The organism is Sulfitobacter geojensis, assembly GCF_000622325.1.
GTDB classification, from domain to species: Bacteria; Pseudomonadota; Alphaproteobacteria; order Rhodobacterales; family Rhodobacteraceae; genus Sulfitobacter; species Sulfitobacter geojensis.
Genome location: NZ_JASE01000005.1, coordinates 330,970 through 350,639 on the forward strand (window position 1 = coordinate 330,970; position 19,670 = coordinate 350,639).

The 19,670-nt window shown below is 56.5% G+C and carries 19 protein-coding genes and 1 pseudogene; 13 read left to right on the top strand and 7 right to left on the bottom strand.

Going from position 1 to position 19,670, the window contains the following annotated elements:
* Positions 1-37: 37 nt before the first annotated feature.
* Together Z947_RS0103635 and Z947_RS0103640 are read left to right on the top strand one after the other, a co-directional pair.
* Positions 38-1,291 carry a class I SAM-dependent RNA methyltransferase gene (locus Z947_RS0103635; RefSeq protein ID WP_025042955.1) on the top strand — a complete coding sequence of 418 codons (1,254 nt, stop codon included), beginning with the start codon at positions 38-40 and terminating at the stop codon, positions 1,289-1,291.
* A 74-nt stretch (positions 1,292-1,365) separates the two neighbouring features.
* Complete coding sequence (locus Z947_RS0103640; RefSeq protein WP_025042956.1) at positions 1,366-1,866, top strand: L,D-transpeptidase family protein; 501 nt, start codon at positions 1,366-1,368, stop codon at positions 1,864-1,866.
* Between the two features lie 66 nt (positions 1,867-1,932).
* Here the strand turns inward: Z947_RS0103640 and dalA are convergent, their stop codons facing one another.
* A complete protein-coding gene (gene dalA, locus Z947_RS0103645; RefSeq protein WP_025042957.1) occupies positions 1,933-2,442 on the bottom strand; it encodes a divisome-associated lipoprotein DalA in 510 nt (169 codons plus the stop codon).
* Between the two features lie 163 nt (positions 2,443-2,605).
* Here dalA and Z947_RS0103650 point away from each other — a divergent pair, with 163 nt between their 5' ends.
* Together Z947_RS0103650 and Z947_RS0103655 are read left to right on the top strand one after the other, a co-directional pair.
* Positions 2,606-3,217: a L,D-transpeptidase gene (locus Z947_RS0103650; RefSeq protein ID WP_025042958.1), complete on the top strand. Its 612-nt coding sequence runs from the start codon at positions 2,606-2,608 to the stop codon at positions 3,215-3,217.
* A 141-nt stretch (positions 3,218-3,358) separates the two neighbouring features.
* Positions 3,359-3,541: a hypothetical protein gene (locus Z947_RS0103655; protein ID WP_025042959.1), complete on the top strand. Its 183-nt coding sequence runs from the start codon at positions 3,359-3,361 to the stop codon at positions 3,539-3,541.
* Positions 3,542-3,611: 70 nt separating this feature from the next.
* Here Z947_RS0103655 and Z947_RS0103660 read toward each other — a convergent pair whose 3' ends face one another.
* The 5 genes from Z947_RS0103660 to Z947_RS0103680 are packed head-to-tail and all read right to left on the bottom strand — an operon-like array spanning position 3,612 to position 8,561.
* The gene (locus tag Z947_RS0103660) at positions 3,612-4,202 is read right to left on the bottom strand and encodes a LysE family translocator (protein WP_025042960.1); all 591 of its coding nucleotides are present in this window, start codon (positions 4,200-4,202) and stop codon (positions 3,612-3,614) included.
* An 18-nt stretch (positions 4,203-4,220) separates the two neighbouring features.
* Positions 4,221-5,144, bottom strand: a complete 924-nt coding sequence (locus tag Z947_RS0103665) for a 2-hydroxyacid dehydrogenase (RefSeq protein ID WP_025042961.1) — start codon at positions 5,142-5,144, stop codon at positions 4,221-4,223.
* Positions 5,137-5,985, bottom strand: a complete 849-nt coding sequence (locus Z947_RS0103670) for a fumarylacetoacetate hydrolase family protein (RefSeq protein WP_025042962.1) — start codon at positions 5,983-5,985, stop codon at positions 5,137-5,139. The genes Z947_RS0103665 and Z947_RS0103670 overlap by 8 nt, the downstream gene beginning before the upstream one ends.
* Before the next feature lie 18 nt (positions 5,986-6,003).
* Entirely contained in the window at positions 6,004-7,803 is a 1,800-nt protein-coding gene (locus Z947_RS0103675) for an IlvD/Edd family dehydratase (RefSeq protein ID WP_025042963.1), read from the bottom strand.
* Positions 7,800-8,561: an SDR family oxidoreductase gene (locus Z947_RS0103680; protein ID WP_025042964.1), complete on the bottom strand. Its 762-nt coding sequence runs from the start codon at positions 8,559-8,561 to the stop codon at positions 7,800-7,802. Before Z947_RS0103680 ends, Z947_RS0103675 begins: the two co-directional genes overlap by 4 nt.
* A gap of 178 nt (positions 8,562-8,739) precedes the next feature.
* On the opposite strand from Z947_RS0103680, the pseudogene Z947_RS22495 reads away from it, so the two are divergent.
* Together Z947_RS22495 and denD are read left to right on the top strand one after the other, a co-directional pair.
* Positions 8,740-9,633 (top strand): annotated as a pseudogene (locus tag Z947_RS22495) (NAD(P)-dependent oxidoreductase); the annotation flags it as partial.
* The gene (denD, locus tag Z947_RS0103690) at positions 9,630-10,595 is read left to right on the top strand and encodes a D-erythronate dehydrogenase (protein ID WP_025042966.1); all 966 of its coding nucleotides are present in this window, start codon (positions 9,630-9,632) and stop codon (positions 10,593-10,595) included. The pseudogene Z947_RS22495 and the gene denD, both read left to right, overlap by 4 nt.
* Before the next feature lie 9 nt (positions 10,596-10,604).
* On the opposite strand, the gene Z947_RS0103695 is transcribed toward denD, so the two are convergent.
* A complete protein-coding gene (locus Z947_RS0103695; RefSeq protein WP_240477507.1) occupies positions 10,605-11,255 on the bottom strand; it encodes a GntR family transcriptional regulator in 651 nt (216 codons plus the stop codon).
* 193 nt (positions 11,256-11,448) lie between these two features.
* Between Z947_RS0103695 and Z947_RS0103700 the strand changes: the two genes are divergently transcribed.
* From Z947_RS0103700 to Z947_RS0103730, 7 genes are all read left to right on the top strand, one after another.
* Positions 11,449-12,471 (top strand): TRAP transporter substrate-binding protein, encoded by a 1,023-nt coding sequence (locus tag Z947_RS0103700; protein WP_025042968.1) that lies wholly within the window; start codon positions 11,449-11,451, stop codon positions 12,469-12,471.
* 79 nt (positions 12,472-12,550) lie between these two features.
* The gene (locus tag Z947_RS0103705; protein WP_025042969.1) at positions 12,551-13,720 is read left to right on the top strand and encodes a mandelate racemase/muconate lactonizing enzyme family protein; all 1,170 of its coding nucleotides are present in this window, start codon (positions 12,551-12,553) and stop codon (positions 13,718-13,720) included.
* A gap of 17 nt (positions 13,721-13,737) precedes the next feature.
* Positions 13,738-14,580 carry a TRAP transporter small permease subunit gene (locus tag Z947_RS0103710; RefSeq protein ID WP_025042970.1) on the top strand — a complete coding sequence of 281 codons (843 nt, stop codon included), beginning with the start codon at positions 13,738-13,740 and terminating at the stop codon, positions 14,578-14,580.
* Entirely contained in the window at positions 14,580-16,202 is a 1,623-nt protein-coding gene (locus Z947_RS0103715) for a TRAP transporter large permease (RefSeq protein ID WP_025042971.1), read from the top strand. The genes Z947_RS0103710 and Z947_RS0103715 overlap by 1 nt, the downstream gene beginning before the upstream one ends.
* Before the next feature lie 29 nt (positions 16,203-16,231).
* Entirely contained in the window at positions 16,232-17,734 is a 1,503-nt protein-coding gene (locus Z947_RS0103720) for a UxaA family hydrolase (protein WP_025042972.1), read from the top strand.
* Complete coding sequence (locus Z947_RS0103725; protein ID WP_025042973.1) at positions 17,731-18,744, top strand: Gfo/Idh/MocA family protein; 1,014 nt, start codon at positions 17,731-17,733, stop codon at positions 18,742-18,744. Before Z947_RS0103720 ends, Z947_RS0103725 begins: the two co-directional genes overlap by 4 nt.
* The gene (locus Z947_RS0103730; RefSeq protein ID WP_081781112.1) at positions 18,741-19,670 is read left to right on the top strand and encodes an NAD(P)-dependent oxidoreductase; all 930 of its coding nucleotides are present in this window, start codon (positions 18,741-18,743) and stop codon (positions 19,668-19,670) included. The genes Z947_RS0103725 and Z947_RS0103730 overlap by 4 nt, the downstream gene beginning before the upstream one ends.

A 19,670-nucleotide genomic window follows, 5' to 3' on the forward strand; every position in this document is an offset into this window, starting at 1 on the left:
GCTTGGGATGTGCGCGATTGCAGGCTAGAGCAGGCGCATGACGGAATATAACATCATCAGACTGGGTCAGCACGGCGACGGGATCGCCCATGGACCGGTATTCGCACCAATTACCTTGCCGGGTGAGGTGGTAACAGGCGCACTTGAGGGTCAAAACCTGAAAGACGTGCGCATTGTCACGCCATCTTCTGATCGCGTGGCCCCGCCATGCCGGCATTTCAAATCCTGTGGGGGATGTTCGTTGCAACACGCGGCGGATGATTTCGTGGCGGATTGGAAAGTATCGATTGTCCGTGCGGCCCTGGATGCCCATGGAATTGAAACCGACTTTCGCCCGATCCAGACATCGCCTGCCAAGTCCCGCAGACGGGCAACCTTTGCGGCCAAACGAACCAAAAAAGGTGCGATGGCCGGATTCTACAGCCGCGGTTCCGATACGGTTATCGAAATTCCTGACTGCCAGTTGATTCACCCTGAATTGATGTCGGGTCTGGATGTTGCGAAAGAGATGGCCATGGTCGGTGCCAGCCGCAAGGCTGCGTTGGCGGTGACCGTCACCCTGACATCTAACGGTCTGGATGTGGCTGTTGCACAGGGCAAACCGCTTGACGGGCCGTTGCGCCAGATCCTTGCAGAGCTGTGTGACCGGCTAAAGCTGGCGCGGCTGAGTTGGGACGGGGACGTGATTGGCACGCGGTTACCCCCGTTGCAACGGTTCGGCAAGGCAGACGTGGTGCCGCCCCCCGGCGCATTTCTGCAGGCCACCAAACATGGTGAGGCGGCATTGCTGGCCGCTGTCAAAGAAGCCGTTGGTGATGCAGGATCTGTTGCGGATCTGTTCGCCGGTTGTGGCACCTTTGCTTTGCCCCTGTCACAAAATGCCCGCGTGTTCGCCGTTGAGGGCGATGCCGCAATGACCAATGCGCTTGATCAGGGGTGGCGCAAGACAAAGGGGTTAAAACCGCTTAAGGCCGAGGCCCGCGATTTGTACCGCCGCCCGATTTTGCCAGACGAGATGCGCGATCTCGATGCTGTTGTGCTTGACCCGCCTCGTGCCGGTGCGGAACGTCAGGTTGCGGAAATTTGCACGTCGCATGTTCCGCGCGTTGCCTATGTGTCGTGTAATCCGGTCAGCTTTGCCCGTGATGCGCAGATGCTGGTGCAAGCGGGCTATAGCCTTGACTGGGTTCAGGTTGTCGACCAGTTCCGCTGGGCTGCACATGTTGAGCTTGCGGCTTGTTTCACAATTTCCGGTGGACGCCCGCCTGAACTGAACCTCACGGCTTTTTGAACGCGAATTTTTTTGGTATATGATAGCGCCATAAGAAACGCGCCGGTAACATCCGGTACAAAAGGCAGTCGGGTATGAAACGCAGAAATCTGATTCTCGGGGGCACGGCGCTTGTCGCGCTGGGCGCCTGTGGTGGTAACAGCAAATTCAAACGGTATTACGGACCAGAGGTCACCTATGTTGTGGTGAACAAAGGCGCGCGTAACATGTATCTGTTGCATCACGACAAGGTGCTTGAAAGCTACCCGATCAAGCTTGGTTTCGCACCGACAGGTCATAAAGAGATCGAAGGCGACGGGAAAACACCTGAAGGCATCTATTGGATTGATCGCCGCAACCCCAATAGCCGGTTCCACCTGTCGATCGGTATTTCCTATCCTAACGAACGGGACCGTCAGCGGGCGGCGGCCATGGGGAAGTCACCGGGTGGCGAAATCTTTATCCACGGACAGCGGGTGCCAACCCGGAAGGACAAGGATGATTGGACCTGGGGCTGCATCTCGGTCACGAACAAGCAGATGGAGCAGATTTATGCGATGGTCGGGGACGGGACGCCGATCCAGATCAACCCTTAAACGGCTGGGGCGTTAACCGCCCCGCCCTGATTTTAGCGTCAGTTTCTTGATCGATGATATGGGGCTTTAGCTGCCCATCACCAATGTCCACCAGATCTTGCCGCCCGATTCCTGAAACCACGCAAACCCCATGTTGCGGGCTTCTTCGGACATGATCACACGACGGGTGTCGGGCTGGTCCATCCATGCGGCCAAGGTCTCCAGCTCTGATTCATAGGTTTCGGAAATGGTTTCGCCCACCAGTTTACCAGCATATCCGACGCGGCTGATCCGGTCGATCGGTGACGATCCGTCTGATCCGAAATGCCAAGGGCGGTTTTGAACAGACATGTCACGGGCATGGGTGGCGGCGGCGGCGTTCAACTGCGGGCTAAGCTCGATAGCGCTGCGACCTGCAGCCTGCCGCAGTGCATTGACCGAATCAAGCATGCGAAACTGGATTTTGCCGGTATCGGAGCGACTGATGCGATATGCCTTGGGAAGGGGTTTTCCGTCCGGACCAAGTTGAGGTGCAGACGGGGCGCAGGCTGACAGGGTGACAGCAACTGCAAGCAAAACAGACAAAATTCGCAACATAAAACCGCTCCAACGACGTTTGTGTAACCCTGCCTTACCCTGCAGGGCGTTGCAGTTCAAACGCACATCGGCGTTACCACGCCGGATGACGCTTGTTTGATTTGATACTGCGTCTTTCGGGCCATATGTTAAGGAAAATTCCTTCACAGCGATGGAGACTCTGATGTCTGACAAGCGATTTAACCTGAAAAGCCGCCGTAGCTTTCTTGCCGGCAGTGCCGCACTGCTTGCGACACCCGCCTTGGCGCAATCCACATCTTCGGTGAATTCTGCCGCAACAACCGAGACAGAGCGCGACCTGACCGAAGTCGTCCGGCGCAATATCTCTAGCTTTCGTACACTGGATTGGCAGCCATACTTCGACAATACGAAAAACGGGGCGATTCTGGTCGATATCGACAGTCGCGCCGTCCACTATTGGTCCGAAGATCAAAGCGTTTACAAGCTTTACCCCTCAAGCGTTCCGCTGACCGATGATTTGACGCGCCGCGGGCGCACGCGTGTGATTCTGAAAGATCCGGAACCGTCCTGGCGTCCAACGCCGTCGATGCTCAAGCGTAATCCTGATTGGCCCCCGTTCATCGGACCGGGCCCGGAGAATCCGCTGGGAACACGTTCGTTGCACCTGAGCTGGACCTATTATCGCATCCACGGCACCCACGATACGCGCAAGATCGGGCGCAAGTCCTCGAACGGCTGTATCGGGCTTTATAACGAGCACATTGAAGAGCTATACGAGATGGCAAACGTGGGTACGCAAGTGTTGCTTATTTGACGACATCGTGTTGCTTGTAAGGCTAAGTCGCTGAATCCGGGTTTGCAATCTCGCGCTGATGCTGTTTAGAAAGTCTTACGAGGTAAGTCTTGGGCGCGTGCGCACAATTGTGCTGTACGCCTTTTATCGGAGGTTATAACTATGAAAAAACTCGTTCTCGCCGCTGCTCTGACAGCTGCTGCATCGACTGCATATGCCGGTTCTTTGGCAGATCCAATCATCGAAGCACCAGTAATCGTTGAAGAAGCATCCGGTTCTTCTGGCGGTATCGTACTGCCACTGATCCTGTTGGCTCTGGTTGCTGCGGCTGTTGCTTCCGACTAATCGGAATCGACAATCCAAACGAAAAAGGCGGTACTTCGGTGCCGCCTTTTTTGCATTTTGGGTGATGGAATCAGCGGTTTGCTAGCAAAGCGATGGCAACAACAGCCAACATTGCGCCGGCCATGCCTATGTTGATCGTGCGTTGCATGCGGTGGCTTAGGTCCAGACTGCCCAGTTTCGCACCGGCGGCCAACCAGATCAGATGCACAGGCACCCAGATCGCGTTAAAGATGATTACTTTGATGATGACTTCCCAGACTGGCGACTGAGGCAAAAACGCAAAGCCGGAAAACAGCGTTGTTGGCACGACGTATGCTTTGGGGTTGATGAATTGCAGTAAAAACCCGTTGCGAAACCCCAAAGGTTTGGTTGCGGCGGTAAATCCGATCCGCGTACCGGCGCTGGCAATTCGCCACGCCAAATAGGTCAGATAACCGACCGAGGCCAATAGCAATACAAACCGCAGCCAAGGGACAGCGAGCATAATTGCCGCCAGCCCCGTAATCACCAGCAGCATCGTGACGCCACCCCCAAGCATCAGCCCGCCCAAATAGGCAAAACCGGCGCGATAGCCGTAGGCTGCGCCAATCCCGGCTGTGGATAGCACCCCGGGACCGGGCGTGATCAGCAAAAAGAAAACCGCCAGCGCAAACTCAATCATCGGTGCGCTGGCTTGTCGTTACAGATGCGCACATTCGGGCACGGCACTGATGACGGTACCATCCTTGAGATGTTGCAACAGGTTATCGACGGTCAGGGCCCCCATTGCGGCGCGTGTTTCAACGGTCGCGCTGCCGACATGCGGCAAAAGCACGGTGTTGTGCAGGTCGCGCAGGGCTTGGGGCACATGCGGTTCACCTTCGAACACGTCAAGACCTGCCCATCCAAGAGTGCCGTCTTGCAAGGCTTTGATCATCTCTTTTTCGTCAACAACAGAGCCACGGCTGACATTGATCAGCGTGCCCTGCGGCCCGAGGGCGGCCAGAACTTCGGCACTCACGATCTTGTTCGTCGACGGCCCGCCCGGCGTGATGCAGATCAAAACATCCGCATCCCGTGCCATATCGGTCAGATTATCGTAATACGTGTAAGGCACGTCTTTTGGGGTGCGCGTGTGATAGATGATCTTGGCGTTCCACGGGGCCAGTTTGTCCGCGATCGCCTGTCCGATCCGGCCCAGTCCCAAAATACCTACGGTCTGGTTATCTGCTGAACGGGTTAGCGGCGCGCCGCCCTTGGTTTCCCATTTACCCGACCGCACATAGGCATCATCGCGCAACACTTCGCGGTAACAGGCGAGCATCAGCATTACCGCAGTGGTTGCGACCTCTTGGTTCAGTACGTTTGGCGTATGGGTCACGATGATCCCGCGCCGCGCGGCCTCGTTTGCGTCAATCGCATCATAACCTACACCGTAGCCGCTGACCGCTTTGAGGTTCGGCAGGGAAGCCATCAGATCAGGGGCCACACCGGAATGGCCGTTTGTCACAATATGGGTGATCTTTTCGGGATCAAAGTGATCCAGTTGGTGGATCGTAAAAGCCGCTGAAAGCCGTTCGCGCATCGTGTCGGTGATGCCACCGATTTGCAAAAGATCAGGCATCTTGATCAACCTTTTGCCGCTGATGGCCCAGCCCCTGAATGGTCAGATCCATAACATCCCCTTTCTTAAGGAACACCGGTTCCGGTTTCATGCCCAGACCGACACCGGGAGGGGTGCCTGTTGTGATGACGTCACCAGGATGCAGGGTCATTAAACTGGAAAGATGTTCGATGATTTCAGCCACAGTAAAGATCATCGTGGCGGTATTGCCCGTCTGCATCCGCTTACCGTTTACGTCCAGCGCCATATCAAGGTTTTGCGGATCCGCGATTTCGTCGCGCGTGACGAGCCAAGGACCGGTCGGGCCAAAGGTGTCGCAGGATTTGCCCTTGGTCCACTGGCCTGTCAATTGGGTCTGGTAATGGCGTTCGGACACGTCGTTGACGATGCAATACCCCGCAACATGGTCCAAAGCCTCCGCTTTAGAGACGTATTTTGCGGTCTTGCCAATCACCACACCCAGTTCGACTTCCCAATCTGTTTTGGTCGATCCGCGTGGCATCACAACGTCGTCATAGGCCCCGACAATGGCTGAGTTCGCTTTGAAAAACAGGATGGGGTGTTCAGGAATGGCGGCACCGGTTTCCGCGGCATGGTCGGAATAGTTCAATCCGATACACAGGAATTTGCCGATATTGCCGACGCAGGGTGCAATGCGCTGTTCGCCTTCAACGATGGGAAGGTCGGCAGGATCAAGCGCGCGCAGTTTTGTCAGCGTCGCATCGTCCAGTGTGTCACCCGTGATGTCAGCAATGTGGGCGCTCAGGTCGCGCAGCAGGCCGGCATCGTCGAGCATTGCAGGTTTTTCAGCGCCTTCGGCACAGTAACGAATGAGTTTCATGAATTTGCTTTCTTTAGCTTAGTGGTTGTTGCGCGGCATGAACGTGCGGGCGATATCTTTGTATTGATCGGCACCTTGCAGGGTCATCCCCTGATCCAGACGGCCAACTTTTTCGCGGAATAGTTCCTGCCAAGGGGTTTGGCTGACGGGCATGTCATAGCCGCCGTTGGCGACCAGTTCTCGCGCACGTTCGTTCAACTCTTCCAGCGGAACCAGCATGTCGGCGGTGCCTTTGCCCAGATCAATCCGCACGGTATCGCCTGTTCTCAACAAAGCCAGCCCGCCGCCGTCCGCCGCTTCAGGTGAGGCGTTCAGGATCGAAGGGCTGCCCGAGGTGCCGGATTGACGGCCGTCCCCAATGCAAGGCAAGGCCTCGACCCCTTGTTTGATCAGGTAGGACGGCGGGCGCATGTTCACAACTTCGGCCGCGCCGGGGTACCCTTTCGGGCCCGCGCCACGCATAAACAAAACACAGTTTTCGGTGATCTCTTCAGCGGGATCGTCGATACGGTGATGGAAATCTTCGGGCCCGTCAAAAACCACTGCGCGCCCTTCAAAGGCGTCAGGATCATCAGGGTTTGAAAGATAGGTTTTGCGAAACGCGGGCGAGATGACAGAGGTCTTCATGATCGCGCTTTCAAACAGATTGCCGGACAGGTTCAGGAAACCGGCCTGTTCTTTCATCGGTTCACTGGTCGTTTTGATCACGTCCTGATTTTTGGAACGTTGGGTTTCACAATTCGCGCCCATCGTCTGCCCGTTTACCGTTACCGCATCGGGGTGGGGCAGCAATCCACCGGCAATCAATTCACCCACGACGGCGGGAACACCCCCTGCCTGCTGGTAATCTTCGCCCAGATATTTGCCCGCAGGCTGCATATTCACGAGCAACGGAATGTCGTGCCCGTGCTTTTGCCAGTCGTCGTTGTCCAGCGGTACACCCAAATGCCGCGCAATCGCGTTCAGGTGGATCGGCGCATTGGTCGAACCGCCGATTGCCGAATTGATCACGATGGCATTTTCAAAGGCTTCCCGCGTCATCACGTCTGTCGGGCGCATGTCCTCCCAAACCATATCGACGATGCGCTTGCCGGTTTCGTAGCTGATCTGCCCCCGTTCGCGGTAGGGTGCCGGGATCGCGGCAGACCCGGGCAATTGCATGCCCAATGCCTCGGCCAGCGAGTTCATCGTCGTGGCCGTGCCCATGGTGTTGCAATACCCGACAGAGGGCGCAGAGGCGGCGGCGATTTCCATGAATTCATCAGTGTCGATATCCCCCGCGGCCAGCTGTTCACGCGCTTTCCATATCACCGTACCTGACCCTGCACGTTCGCCTTTCCACCATCCGTTCAGCATCGGACCAACGGATAGGGCAACGGCGGGAATGTTCACCGTAGCAGCGGCCATCAACAGCGCTGGCGTGGTTTTGTCACACCCGATGTTGAGGACAACACCGTCCAGCGGATAGCCAAAAAGCGTCTCTACCAAAGACAAATAGGCAAGGTTCCGGTCCAGTGACGCGGTGGGGCGCTTGCCGGTTTCCTGAATGGGATGCACCGGAATTTCAATGCACGTGCCCCCCGCCGCGATGATCCCGTCGCGCACGCGCTTGGTCAGTTCGATATGGTGGCGGTTGCAGGGCGACAGGTCGCTGCCGGTCTGCGCGATGCCGATGATCGGCTTGCCCGATTGCAGCTCTTCGCGTGTCAGCCCGTAGTTCAGATACCGCTCCAGATAGAGTGCCGTCATTTCAAGGTTATCGGGATTCATGAACCATTTGCGTGAACGTAAATCGTCTTTGGTAATGCGTTTTGTCATTGGCCTGACCAGCCTCCGTCGATGATATGTGTGTGTCCGGTGGTAAAGGCGCTTTCGTCTGCTGCAAGGTAAACAACAAGCGCTGCGATTTCTTCTGGGGTGGCCACGCGGCCCATCGGCTGGCGGGCGACAAATTGTGCCATCGCGGCATCATAATCGCCCAGCTCTTTGCCAAGTGCTATTACGCGATCATGCCAGCTGGGTGATTCCACTGTGCCAGGGCAGATGCAGTTACACCGAATGCCCTGTTTGATGTAATCAACCGCCACGGATTTTGTCAGCCCGACGACTGCCGCTTTGGTGGTCCCATAGATGAACCTGTTCGGTGCGCCCATGATGGAACCCAATGCAGAGGACATGTTGATAATCGACCCGCCCCCCCGTTCCAACATTCCGGGCAACGCGGCACGCATCGTGCGCACCATCGAGCGGACATTGAGATCAAAGGCAAAGTCGAGTTCATCATCAGTCGCTTCCAGAATTGTACCGTGGTGCACGAAACCAGCGCAGTTAAACAGGACATCCGGATTTGCCTTGGCTACACCTGCTGTGACGCTGTCAGTGCTACGCGCATCGAGTTCGAAAATTTGGATATTTTCGAGATTCTCGTCGCGAATCGTGGATAGCGCCGTCATGTTCACGTCGGTCGCAAAGACCTCTGCACCTTCTTTTGCCATGGCGATCGCGCTGGCGCGTCCGATCCCCTGACCCGCGGCAGTTACCAGCGCACGTTTACCCTCAAGTCTTTGACCTGTCACAATAATACCTTCCTCTCCCTGATACGCAGGACAGGCCCGTCTGAGCGGAACTTGCCCTCCTTGCCGGTATGTTTTCCGGCTCAATCAACTGCGCCCTCTGGCCCTTTTGATCTTTGACGTTAGCGTATGACAGAGATTTCGATTTGACCATAACCCGCCTGCGCCTCTTGCAGAAAAGGACATACACATGAGCCAGACCAGCAAAATAACCCTGATCGGCACCGGCCTGATGGGCGCGCCGATGTCGCGCAACCTGATGAAAGCGGGGCATGATCTGACCGTATGGAACCGCAGCCCTGAAAGGGCGGCACCCTTGGTTGCTGAGGGTGCCAAGACCGCAGTAACCGCCGGCGAAGCGGTTGCCGGTGCCGAGGTGATCATCACGATGTTGAGTGATGGTTATGCGATCGAAGCCCTGCTTGCGGACGATGATTTTCGCGGCGCGCTGGCTGACGGTATGGTCTGGATCGACATGTCTAGCGCCAAGCCTGAACATGCACGCGCCCAATCTGCTCAACTGGCTGCGATGGGCGTGAGCCATCTGGATGCGCCGGTTTCCGGTGGTACCAAAGGGGCCGAAGCCGGGAGCCTTGCGATTATGGTGGGCGGGGATGCATCCGTGTTTGCAGCCATATCTGATGTGTTAAGGGCCATGGGCCGGCCTGTGCATGTCGGGCCTTCGGGTGCGGGACAACTGTGCAAACTGGCGAACCAGACGATTGTAGCCGTGACGATTGCCGCCGTGGCCGAAGCGACATTGCTGGCAGAGAAAGGCGGTGCTGATCCGGCCGCCTTGCGCGCGGCACTCAAGGGCGGGTTCGCCGACAGCGTGATATTGCAACAGCACGGCGAACGCATGTCTGAGGGCAATTTTGTGCCCGGTGGCCCGTCAAAGTTTCAGGTCAAAGACCTCGACAATACCTTGGGTGAGGCGGAATCCTTGGGTTTGCAGTTGCCAGCAGCCCAAGCAGTGCGCGACCGGTTCGCATATTTTATCGATGAAATGGACGGCGGTGATCTGGACCATGCCGGTCTGTATCTGGAACTCAAGAAACGGAACAACCTGACATGACAAATATATTGATTCTTGGCGGCGGCGGAATGATCGGCCAGAAATTGGCAGGTCGGATCATCGCCCATGACACTTTTAAAGGCGCAAACCTGACCTTGTTTGACCGTGCCTTTCCAGCTGTCGGTGTTCCTGCCAAGACGATAACGGGGGATGCATCCGACCCGGCGATGGCCCAGACATTGGCGGCCGCACGGCCCGATATTATCTTTTCGCTTGCCGCTGTCGTGTCAGGGCAGGCCGAGGCTGAGTTCGCGCTGGGCTGGAATGTGAACATGATGGCGATGTGGCATTTTCTGAATGCATTGAAAGCGGAGCATGACGCATCCGGTGGCACCTATCGCCCGCGGCTGGTCTTTACCTCGTCGATTGCTGTTTTTGGCGGGCCTTACCCTGACAAGATCGACGATGAATTCCTGTCGGCCCCCCAAACCAGCTATGGCGCGCAAAAGGCAGCTTGCGAATTGATGGTCAGTGATTTCAGTCGCAAAGGTTACATTGATGGCCTATCGCTGCGGCTGCCCACCATTTGCGTGCGACCGGGCAAGGCGAATGCGGCGGCATCGTCATTCTTTTCCGGGATCATCCGCGAGCCCCTGAATGGCGTCGAAGCGGTGTTGCCGGTCGCGGATACGGTGCGCCAGACCCATGCCAGCCCCCGTGCCGCAGCCAAGTTCCTGACCCATGCTGCGGGTTTGGACACCGATCTGTTGCAGGGTCGGCGTGCTTTGAACCTGCCCGGGTTCGGTTGTTCGGTCGCTGAACAAATCGAAGCGTTACGCCGCGCCGCAGGGCAAAAGGCCGTCGATCTGATCAAACATGTGCCGGATGAAACGATCATGGGAATTGTTGCGGGTTGGCCACGCGATTTTGCGCCCATTCGGGCGCTTGAATTGGGATTTGAGGCCGAAAGCAGTTTTGACGAGATTATCGCGGTCTATATGGAGGACGATCTGGCGGTTTAGGGCGCACCGTCAATCGCCAAGGGTGGTGCCGGTCAGGTGGCGGGCAAGGTGGTCGTGAATCTTTTTGCGGGTCAAGGCTTCGTCGCCGGAAAGGGCAGCGTCAAGGATTTCGGCGTGGTGCTCAATATTCTCTGAAATGAAATTGAACCGCCGGTCCGAGACCATCAATTGCTGACGAAACTGCGCATAGATCCGCCCGTGCATCTGCTTGAGCGTTTCTGAACCGCAGGCAGAAATCAGCGTTTGGTGGAATTCTCTTTCCGAGCTGAACCAGATCTCGACCAGGTCGGTCGGATCATCCGTACCATGAATTCGCTTTTCGATATGACTGAGCTGATGATGCGCTGCGGTCAGGCGTGCTTCCCATGCGACACCGCCGTTGCGGATCGACAAAACGGTGCCTTCGCCTTCCAGCAGGACTCGCATATGGGTCAGCTCGATCAGCTTTTCCGGTGACCTTTCGGGTACGCGAAAGCCGCGCTGTTCTTTGAAATCGACCAAACCGACGGTGGACAGCCGAAACAGAACTTCGCGCACCGTGCTTGCAGAACAGTCGAATTCGCGCCGCAACGCCTCTGCGCGCAGTTTCGATCCGTGGGCAAATCCGTTCGAGGTAAGCCGCTGTTTCAGTGAAAGATAGATGTCGGCATCTGGCAGCATAGGGAAAGGGCCTTGTGTTGGTGCGTACGACGGTACTGCAGATTATTTCGATAATATAGTAAAATCTCGAAATTATGAGTAATTTCATTTTTTTCTTGTTGGAACCGATTCTTCGGCCTAGCATCGGGCAGCGTTATTCGAGCGGGGGCATGCAGACCTCCGAAACCACACGCTCAATGTCTGGGAGGACAACATGAAACTTTTGAAGACAGCGGCCACAGCGGCCGTCGCCGCGGCAATGGTTGCCGTTACGGCAATGGCAGACGGCCATGCAACAACCAAACTGCGCATTCAGACACATTTCTCGCCCGAGACGCTGTCGGGCAAAATGGCCGCAAAGTACATCGACGACGTGCAAACCATGTCCAACGGTGAAATCGCCATCGAGATGTTTTATTCCTCATCCGTGGTTAAGTCGGTTGAAACATTCGACGCCGCTGCAACAGGTATCCTTGATTGCGACATGACGGGCGGTGCCTATCAGACCGGTAAGAACCCTGCGTTCCAGTTTGCCGGTGACTTGATGGGTGGCTACCAGAACCCTTACCAGCAAATGGCGTGGTTGCTGCATGGCGACGGTCGTGCGGCGCTGAACCAGCTTTATAACGGGTATGACATGGAATTCATCGGTTGGTGGATCCCTGGCCCTGAATCACTGGCCTCAACATCACCGATCCGCAATGCCGAGGACTTCAAGGACTGGAAATTCCGCTCGCCCCCCGGCCTTGCGACCAAGGTTTTCGCAGCGATGGGTGCCTCGCCGATCGTGATGGATTTCAACGAAATCTTTACGGCACTCGAAACGGGTATCATTGACGGTGCCGATGCGGCGAACCTCACCAATAACGTGGGTCTTGGTCTTTATGACATCGCGACGCATACCAACTACCCCGGTTTCCACTCAATGCCAGCGGACCACCTTGCCTGCCGCAAGGACGTTTGGGATGCGATGCCAGACGGGCACAAGCGCATTATGACAGTCGCGATGGATAGCCTTGCGTTGCACAATGCGACGATCAACGAAGTGCAGAACGCCCAGACCGCCAAAGACCTGACCGCCAAGGGTGTGAACCTGTATGAATGGACACCTGAGGATCTGCAGTCTTACCGCGATGCGGTGCAGGTTGGCTGGACCGAGTTCGCCACGACACCCGAAGCCAAAGCGCTTTTGGAAAGCCACATTGCGTTCCTCAAGGACATGGGCGCGATGAAGTAATTGGCACATCGCTGATTAACCTATGCGGCAAGGCTGTTCACATAGCCTTGCCGTTTTACCCTCTGACCTTCGGAATCCCATGAAAATCACGCGTATCATCAGCCATGTGTTGTCCTACGACATGCCCGAGGTCTTGGGCTATTCGCAGCAATATTATGCCAAACGCTCCGCGCATCTGGTCGAGGTGCAAACGGATGAGGGTGTCACCGGCTGGGGCGAATGTTTCGGGCCGGGCAATGTCGCGATTGCCAACAAGGGGATCGTGGAAAAAGTGATCCAGCCGATGGTGCTGGGGATGGATCCGATGGATCGGGACGTGATTTGGCACAAGGTTTATAACCTTCTGCGAGATCACGGGCAAAAAGGCATGCCGATGCAGGCGTTGTCGGGTGTCGATATTGCGCTGTGGGATATCGCAGGCAAGGTCGCAAACCTGCCCTTGCACAAACTCATCGGGGGGGCCCATCGCGATGATGTGCCCTGCTATGGTTATGGCATGATGCTGCGTGATGAACCGGTCGCGGAACTGGCGGCAAGGTTCGAAGATGAGGCTGCGGCGATCAAGGATATGGGGTTTGCCGCGACCAAGATGAAAGTCGGTTTCGGGCCCAAACCCGATGTGAAACTTTGCGAAGCGGTCCGGCGCGGCGTTGGGGATGCGTATAAGTTCATGGTTGATGCCAACCATTGCTACACGACGTCCGACGCGTTCTATGTGGGCCGCGCCTTGGACGAGCTTGACGCCTATTGGTTCGAAGAACCTATCGCCCCCGAAGATCTTGACGGTTACCGTGAATTGCGGGCCGGTTTGCGCGTCAACATCTCGGGCGGTGAAGCGGAGTTCAACCGTTGGGGTTGGCGTAATATTCTGGAAAACCGCGGGCTGGATATCGCTCAACCGGAAGTTTGCGCGCTGGGCGGGATCAGCGAGTATTTACGCGTGCTTGCGCTGTGTCACGCGCATTTCACACCTGTGATCAACCACGTTTGGGGCAGCGCCATTGCTGTAGCGACCAATTTGCAATTGCTTGCCGCCATGCCGCCCTTGCCAGGGGGAATGCACCCGTGGGAACCGATGCTGGAGTTCGACACAACGGACAACAAATTCCGCGATGAATTGCTGGCCGAACCCTTGGATATGCAGGGGCAAGTCAAAGCCAACAAAGGGCGGGTGCGCATCCCGACAGGGTCGGGGATCGGCGTGACGCCTGACATGGATTTTATCAAACACTACGAAATTGACGCTTAGGGCAGGGGATGACGGGGATGCAAAGAAGCACGGGTGAAATTACCGAATGGCTGGTTCCGCTGGCCTTTGTCGCCACGACCTCGTGGTTGATCTGGCATTTACCGGCGTTCCTGCTGGACTGGCTTCCCTATACGTCAGACTCGATGCGCGGGCAGGTCGAAGCGATCTATCTGCGGGCAGATGTAACGCCCAATCTGGCTGGAATCTTTGGCGGTCACATCGACATTATCGACATGCTGGCCCTGATCCTGACCCCGATCATTGCGGTTATCGGGGCGCGGGGCGTGCGGCCTGCGGGGATGGAGTTTTTGGGGGCCAGTACAATTGACCGCGCTGCGCTGTTTATCGGGCGGGTCACGATGATGATGATCGCGGTCATGACTGTCGTGATGCTCTACGAAGTTTTCATGCGGTATATCATGGAAAAGCCCACCGAGTGGGCCAATGAAATGACTCTTTGGTTTGCCAGCTTCACCTTTCTGCTGTCGGGATTCTACGCCATGCAGCAGCGCAGCCATATCCGCATTTTCCTGCTCTACGATATGGTGCCGCGCTGGTTGCAACGGGTGTTTGACAGCTTCTCGACCCTCCTGATCGTGCTCTTTGCCTTCTTTCTGGTTTACGGCAGCTACAAGCAGGTTTTCGTGAACAAGCTCTACAAATGGGAACTTTACGGCTCGGCCTTTAACCCGCCGATCCCTGCGACCCTGCAGCCGATGGTGTTGATCGTGATTACGTTGGTCGCTCTGCAAGCGGTGCTGAACCTTTTTCAAGACTGGAACAAAATGCCGGAAATCCACACGGATGAACCGGATCAAGATGAAATTGACGCGCTGAAACGCGCAGTGGGGCAAGACTGATGGATATTGGAACAATCTCGCTTATCCTGATGCTGGCGCTTATTGTGCTCCTTGCCATCGGGATGCCACTTGGTCTGGCCTCGGCCTCTTTGGCCGTTCTTGTGCTGGTGATGAAGTTTGAACCGGCGTTGCTGACAAACCCGTTTTCCTTTGGTGATGGTATTCTGACAGGCAGGCCGGGGACCGGACCGCTCTATATTCTTGCGCAAAAGATATACGGGCTTTTAACGGATTATGTCCTTATATCGGTACCGCTGTTCATCTTTATGGCGTCCCTGCTGGAACGGTCCGGCATTGCAAAGGACATGTATTCATCGTTGAACGTCTGGCTGTCGCGTACCCGTGGGGGCATCGCGATCGTGACGTCGATCATGGCGGTGATTATGGCTGCGATGTCGGGGATCATCGGCGGCGAAGTTGTCTTGCTGGGCTTGATCGCGCTGCCGCAGATGCTGCGCCTTGGATATAGTCAAAACCTCGCGATTGGTGTGATCTGCGCATCCGGTTCGCTGGGCACGATGATCCCGCCATCCATTGTCCTTATCATCTACGGTTTGATCACCGAAACCTCTATCAAGGCGCTGTTCACCGCGTCTTTCATCCCCGGTTTTATGCTCGCCTCGATGATCATTACCTACATTATCGTGCGCACACAGCTTCATCCCGAAGACGCGCCGCTGCCAGAAGAGGACCCAAACGATCCGCCCCGCGCAGAGAAACGTTTGTTGTTCATGGCATTCATGTCCATCGTGGTTGCCGGTTTTTCGACATTCCTGTTTTTGCGCGCCACATTCTTTGAGCTGTCGGGTTCTAACGCGGCCAGTGACGGTGATCCTGCGCGCCTTGGCACAGCGGCACATATGCCGTGGCTTGCCGGCATTACGATTGTGGCGTTGCTGTTGATCTACTTTGTTTTTGGCAAGGAGCGCGCAAAAACCGGTTGGGATATGGGCAAAGGACTGGTCGCGCCCATGGTCGTGATTGGTGTCGTGATGGGATCCATCTATGGCGGCATCACCGGCATCACGGAAGCTGCCGGCATGGGGGCCGCCGCGGTGCTGATCATCGCGATCTTGCGCGGGGAAGGGTCGTTTGCGCTGGTCTGGGAAAGCCTGATGCGCACGCTGCGCTCAACCGGCACGATCATCTGGGTCACCATCGGTGCGGCGTCCCTTGCGGGGGCCTATACCATTGCGGGCGGTCCGCAGTATGTGGCGGATCTGATCGTCGGGAAGGACCTGCCAACTATGGGTGTGATCCTGACCATGATGCTGATCCTTTTGTTTATGGGGGCCTTCATGGATTGGGTCGGCATTGTGCTGCTGATCATTCCCGTCTTCCTGCCTATCGTCTTGCGCCTGCCCATTGAGGAAATCGGTTTCATCGGCCAGCTGGAGCCTCAACATGTCGCGATCTGGTTTGGTGTGGTGTTCTGTATGAACATGCAGGTCAGCTTTCTGTCGCCCCCCTTTGGCCCTGCCGCATTTTACCTGAAATCCGTGGCACCGCCCCATATCAGCCTGACAGATATCTTTCGCGGCTTCCTGCCCTTTATCGGTATCCAGATACTGGCGCTTTCGGTGCTGTTGATCTGGCCCAACATCATTTCACTTTTGCTGTGACCCGATCGGGCGCGAGAAAGCGTTAGACCATGGATTATATACGTTTGGATCGTGCCGATACCGTCGTCACCGCAACCCGCGCCCTAGAGGTTGGGGTTGCGATTGAAGATGTCACAACAACTGCTTTGATCCCGTCGGGTCACAAAGTCGCGACTGTGGCGATGTCTGCAGGTGATCCCGTGCGCAAATACGCACAGTTGATCGGCTATGCTTCTGTGGATATTGCAGCAGGCGATCATGTGCATACCCATAACGTGGCCTTTCGAAATACCGATATGGCCTATGAATTCTCGACGGATTTGCGACCCGTTGCGCCGGCAACCAGTCGAGATACCTTTATGGGGTATCGTCGCGAAAACGGGCGCGTGGGCACCCGCAATTACATTGCGATTGTTACCTCGGTGAATTGTTCCGCCACTGCCGCACGGATGATTGCGGACCACTTTACCCCTGAGGTTCTGGCAGAATATCCCAATGTTGATGGTGTGGCCGCCTTTGTGCATGGCACGGGCTGTGGCATGGCGGGCGATGGTGACGGTTTCGAAGCGCTGCAACGCGTGATGTGGGGCTATGCCAAACATCCCAACCACGCCGGCGTTCTGATGGTGGGTCTGGGATGCGAAATGAACCAGATTGATTGGCTGCTTGAGGCTTACGGCCTTGAACAAGGGCCGACGTTCCAAACGATGAACATCCAGAATGTTGCGGGACTGCGCCGAACCGTCGACATGGGCATCGACAAGATCAAAGCCATGCTGCCAATCGCCAACAAAGCGACCCGCACCGCATGCCCCGCGTCTGAATTGATGGTGGCCTTGCAATGTGGGGGATCGGATGCATGGTCCGGTGTTACGGCAAATCCCGCGCTGGGCTATGCGTGTGACCTGTTGACGGCTCAGGGCGCGACCGGCGTGCTGGCCGAAACGCCGGAGATTTACGGAGCCGAGCATTTGTTGACGCGCCGTGCGGTGGATCAGGCCACAGGCGACAAACTGATCGGGTTGATCAAGTGGTGGGAGGATTACACCGCGCGCAACAGGGGGTCGATGGACAACAACCCGTCCCCTGGCAACAAGCAGGGCGGTTTGACCACGATCCTTGAGAAATCATTGGGCGCTGCGGCCAAGGGGGGCACAAGCCCGCTGACCGGTGTTTTCAAATACGCAGAACCGGTCACCACGCGCGGATTTACCTTTATGGATTCTCCGGGATATGACCCTGCTTCTGTGACGGGCCAGATCGCGGGCGGGTGCAACCTTGTGTGTTTCACAACTGGCCGCGGGTCGGCTTTCGGCTCCAAACCCGCGCCAACGGTCAAGGTCGCGACAAACTCGGAAATGGCGAAACGCATGTCCGAAGACATGGACATCGACGCGGGGGAGATCCTGTCGAAAGGCGTCAGAGTTGAGGAAAAGGGCCGCGAGATTTACGAGATGTTCCTGCGTGTGGCATCGGGTGAGGTGACAAAATCCGAAGCGCAGGGTTTGGGCGATTACGAATTCGTCCCATGGCAAATCGGAGCGGTCATGTGAAACGCATTCTGGTCGTCGGTGGCGGGCTGATCGGCATGCGCCATGTGCAGGCAGTGCAAGCGCATGACGGCTGTACGCTGGTCGGGCTTGTCGATCCCGACCCGTCAATAACCACGGATACCGCGCGGTTTGCCACGATGGCGGAGGTTACAGCGTCTGTTGACGGCGTCATTATTGCGACGCCAACAGATTTGCACGCCGCTCACGGCTGCGAAGCCGCCGCAAGAGGGTGGCATATGTTGATCGAGAAACCCGTTGCAGGGACCGCGCAAGACGCACAAATCCTTGAGGATGCGCTGGCGCGGTCACAGGTGAAATCGCTCGTCGGGCATCACCGGCGCTATCATGCCTGCGTTCGACAACTGAAATCACTGATCGCTGACGGGGTGATCGGGCAGGTCGTCAATACAACGCTGATCTGGGCCATGTGCAAGCCTGATGCATATTTTGCGGATAACTGGCGCACCTTCGACGGTAGCCCTGTGATGATCAACCTTGTTCATGACATTGATTTGCTGCGGTTCTGTGTCGGTGAAATCTCCGAAACTGTGGCCTTGCGGGGGGTAAACCGGCGCGACGGGGGTCGGATTGAAAGTGGGGCAGTTGCGCTTGCATTCGAAAATGGTGCGACCGGAACGATCAGTTTCGCTGATACCGCTGCGTCCCCTTGGGGGTTCGAGGCGGCGACAGGGGAGAACCCGAACATCGGCGAGACCGGGCAGGATATGTTGTGGATCACCGGCACCGAAGGGGCGGTCAGCTTTCCATCGATGACACTGTGGCTTGGCACGGAATGGGGGCGTGCGGCACAGCAAAGCCGCGTAACGCCTGCGCAAAATGTCAAACCACCGCTGGACGCCCAGCTTGATCATTTCCTTGAGGTGATGGAGGGCGCGCTGCCCTTGATTGATGTCGCTGATGCTGCCCGCACTTTGGACGTTGCTGCGCGGATCGAAGAACAACTCGGGACCAATAGCTGGTCGGAACCAAAAAACATCAGATCGGCATGAAACGTGCTGAACCAAATGGGACTTTGAAAGGACATAACATGAGTAAACCAACAATCGGATTTATCGGCCTTGGCCTGATGGGCGGCGCGATGGTCGGCCGTTTGCAAGACTTGGGCTACAACGTGACAGTGCTGGGTAATCGCGACCGGACGTATCTGGACGCCGCCGTTTCACGCGGTGCAGTGGAAGCTGCAAGCGCCAAAGAGGTGGCGCAAGCGAGCGACATCGTGATGCTTTGCATGGGCACCTCGGATCATGTTGAATCGCGCATGCGTGGGGCGGACGGCGTGATTGCTGGCCTGCGTAAGGGCGCGACAGTTGTTGATTTCGGTACCTCGCTGCCGGGCAGCTCGCGTAGTTTGGCCGATGAGGTCCAAGCTGCTGGTGGAAGTTTCCTTGACGCTCCGCTGGGGCGCACGCCGGCGCATGCAAAGGACGGGCTGCTCAACATCATGGCGTCCGGCGACAAAGCGGCGTTTGATGCGGTTGAACCTGTTCTCAAAGACCTTGGCGAAAACGTTTTTCACCTTGGGCCGGTTGGTTCGGGCCATACGATCAAGCTTATCAACAACTTCTTTGGCATGACGGTTGCCAATGCGATGGCCGAAGCCTTTGCAATGGCAGATGTTGCAGGTGTGGATCGCGCGCAATTGTATGATGTTATGGCCGCTGGCCCGTTGCATTCCGGCATGATGGATTTCGTCAAAGCCTACGGCGTGGAAAAAGACCCCACCATGCTGGCTTTCGCGATCAAGAACGCAGCCAAAGATGTCGGGTATTATGCCCGCATGGCAGAGGATGCCGGCGTGGATTCAATCATGTCCAAAGGACCGCTTACCGCCCTAAACGAAGCGCGTGACAGCGGGCAAGGTGATGAGATGGTCAGCCAGATGGTTGATTTCTTTGCCAAGCGGTTCAAAGGCTAG

Bases quoted from the DNA above. Each gene is read 5' to 3' on its own strand.
- Z947_RS0103635 (WP_025042955.1), top strand. From the start codon at position 38: ATGACGGAATATAACATCATCAGACTGGGTCAGCACGGCGACGGGATC.
- Z947_RS0103640 (WP_025042956.1), top strand. From the start codon at position 1,366: ATGAAACGCAGAAATCTGATTCTCGGGGGCACGGCGCTTGTCGCGCTG.
- dalA (WP_025042957.1), bottom strand. From the start codon at position 2,442: ATGTTGCGAATTTTGTCTGTTTTGCTTGCAGTTGCTGTCACCCTGTCA.
- Z947_RS0103650 (WP_025042958.1), top strand. From the start codon at position 2,606: ATGTCTGACAAGCGATTTAACCTGAAAAGCCGCCGTAGCTTTCTTGCC.
- Z947_RS0103655 (WP_025042959.1), top strand. From the start codon at position 3,359: ATGAAAAAACTCGTTCTCGCCGCTGCTCTGACAGCTGCTGCATCGACT.
- Z947_RS0103660 (WP_025042960.1), bottom strand. From the start codon at position 4,202: ATGATTGAGTTTGCGCTGGCGGTTTTCTTTTTGCTGATCACGCCCGGT.
- Z947_RS0103665 (WP_025042961.1), bottom strand. From the start codon at position 5,144: ATGCCTGATCTTTTGCAAATCGGTGGCATCACCGACACGATGCGCGAA.
- Z947_RS0103670 (WP_025042962.1), bottom strand. From the start codon at position 5,985: ATGAAACTCATTCGTTACTGTGCCGAAGGCGCTGAAAAACCTGCAATG.
- Z947_RS0103675 (WP_025042963.1), bottom strand. From the start codon at position 7,803: ATGACAAAACGCATTACCAAAGACGATTTACGTTCACGCAAATGGTTC.
- denD (WP_025042966.1), top strand. From the start codon at position 9,630: ATGACAAATATATTGATTCTTGGCGGCGGCGGAATGATCGGCCAGAAA.
- Z947_RS0103695 (WP_240477507.1), bottom strand. From the start codon at position 11,255: ATGCTGCCAGATGCCGACATCTATCTTTCACTGAAACAGCGGCTTACC.
- Z947_RS0103700 (WP_025042968.1), top strand. From the start codon at position 11,449: ATGAAACTTTTGAAGACAGCGGCCACAGCGGCCGTCGCCGCGGCAATG.
- Z947_RS0103705 (WP_025042969.1), top strand. From the start codon at position 12,551: ATGAAAATCACGCGTATCATCAGCCATGTGTTGTCCTACGACATGCCC.
- Z947_RS0103710 (WP_025042970.1), top strand. From the start codon at position 13,738: ATGCAAAGAAGCACGGGTGAAATTACCGAATGGCTGGTTCCGCTGGCC.
- Z947_RS0103715 (WP_025042971.1), top strand. From the start codon at position 14,580: ATGGATATTGGAACAATCTCGCTTATCCTGATGCTGGCGCTTATTGTG.
- Z947_RS0103720 (WP_025042972.1), top strand. From the start codon at position 16,232: ATGGATTATATACGTTTGGATCGTGCCGATACCGTCGTCACCGCAACC.
- Z947_RS0103730 (WP_081781112.1), top strand. From the start codon at position 18,741: ATGAAACGTGCTGAACCAAATGGGACTTTGAAAGGACATAACATGAGT.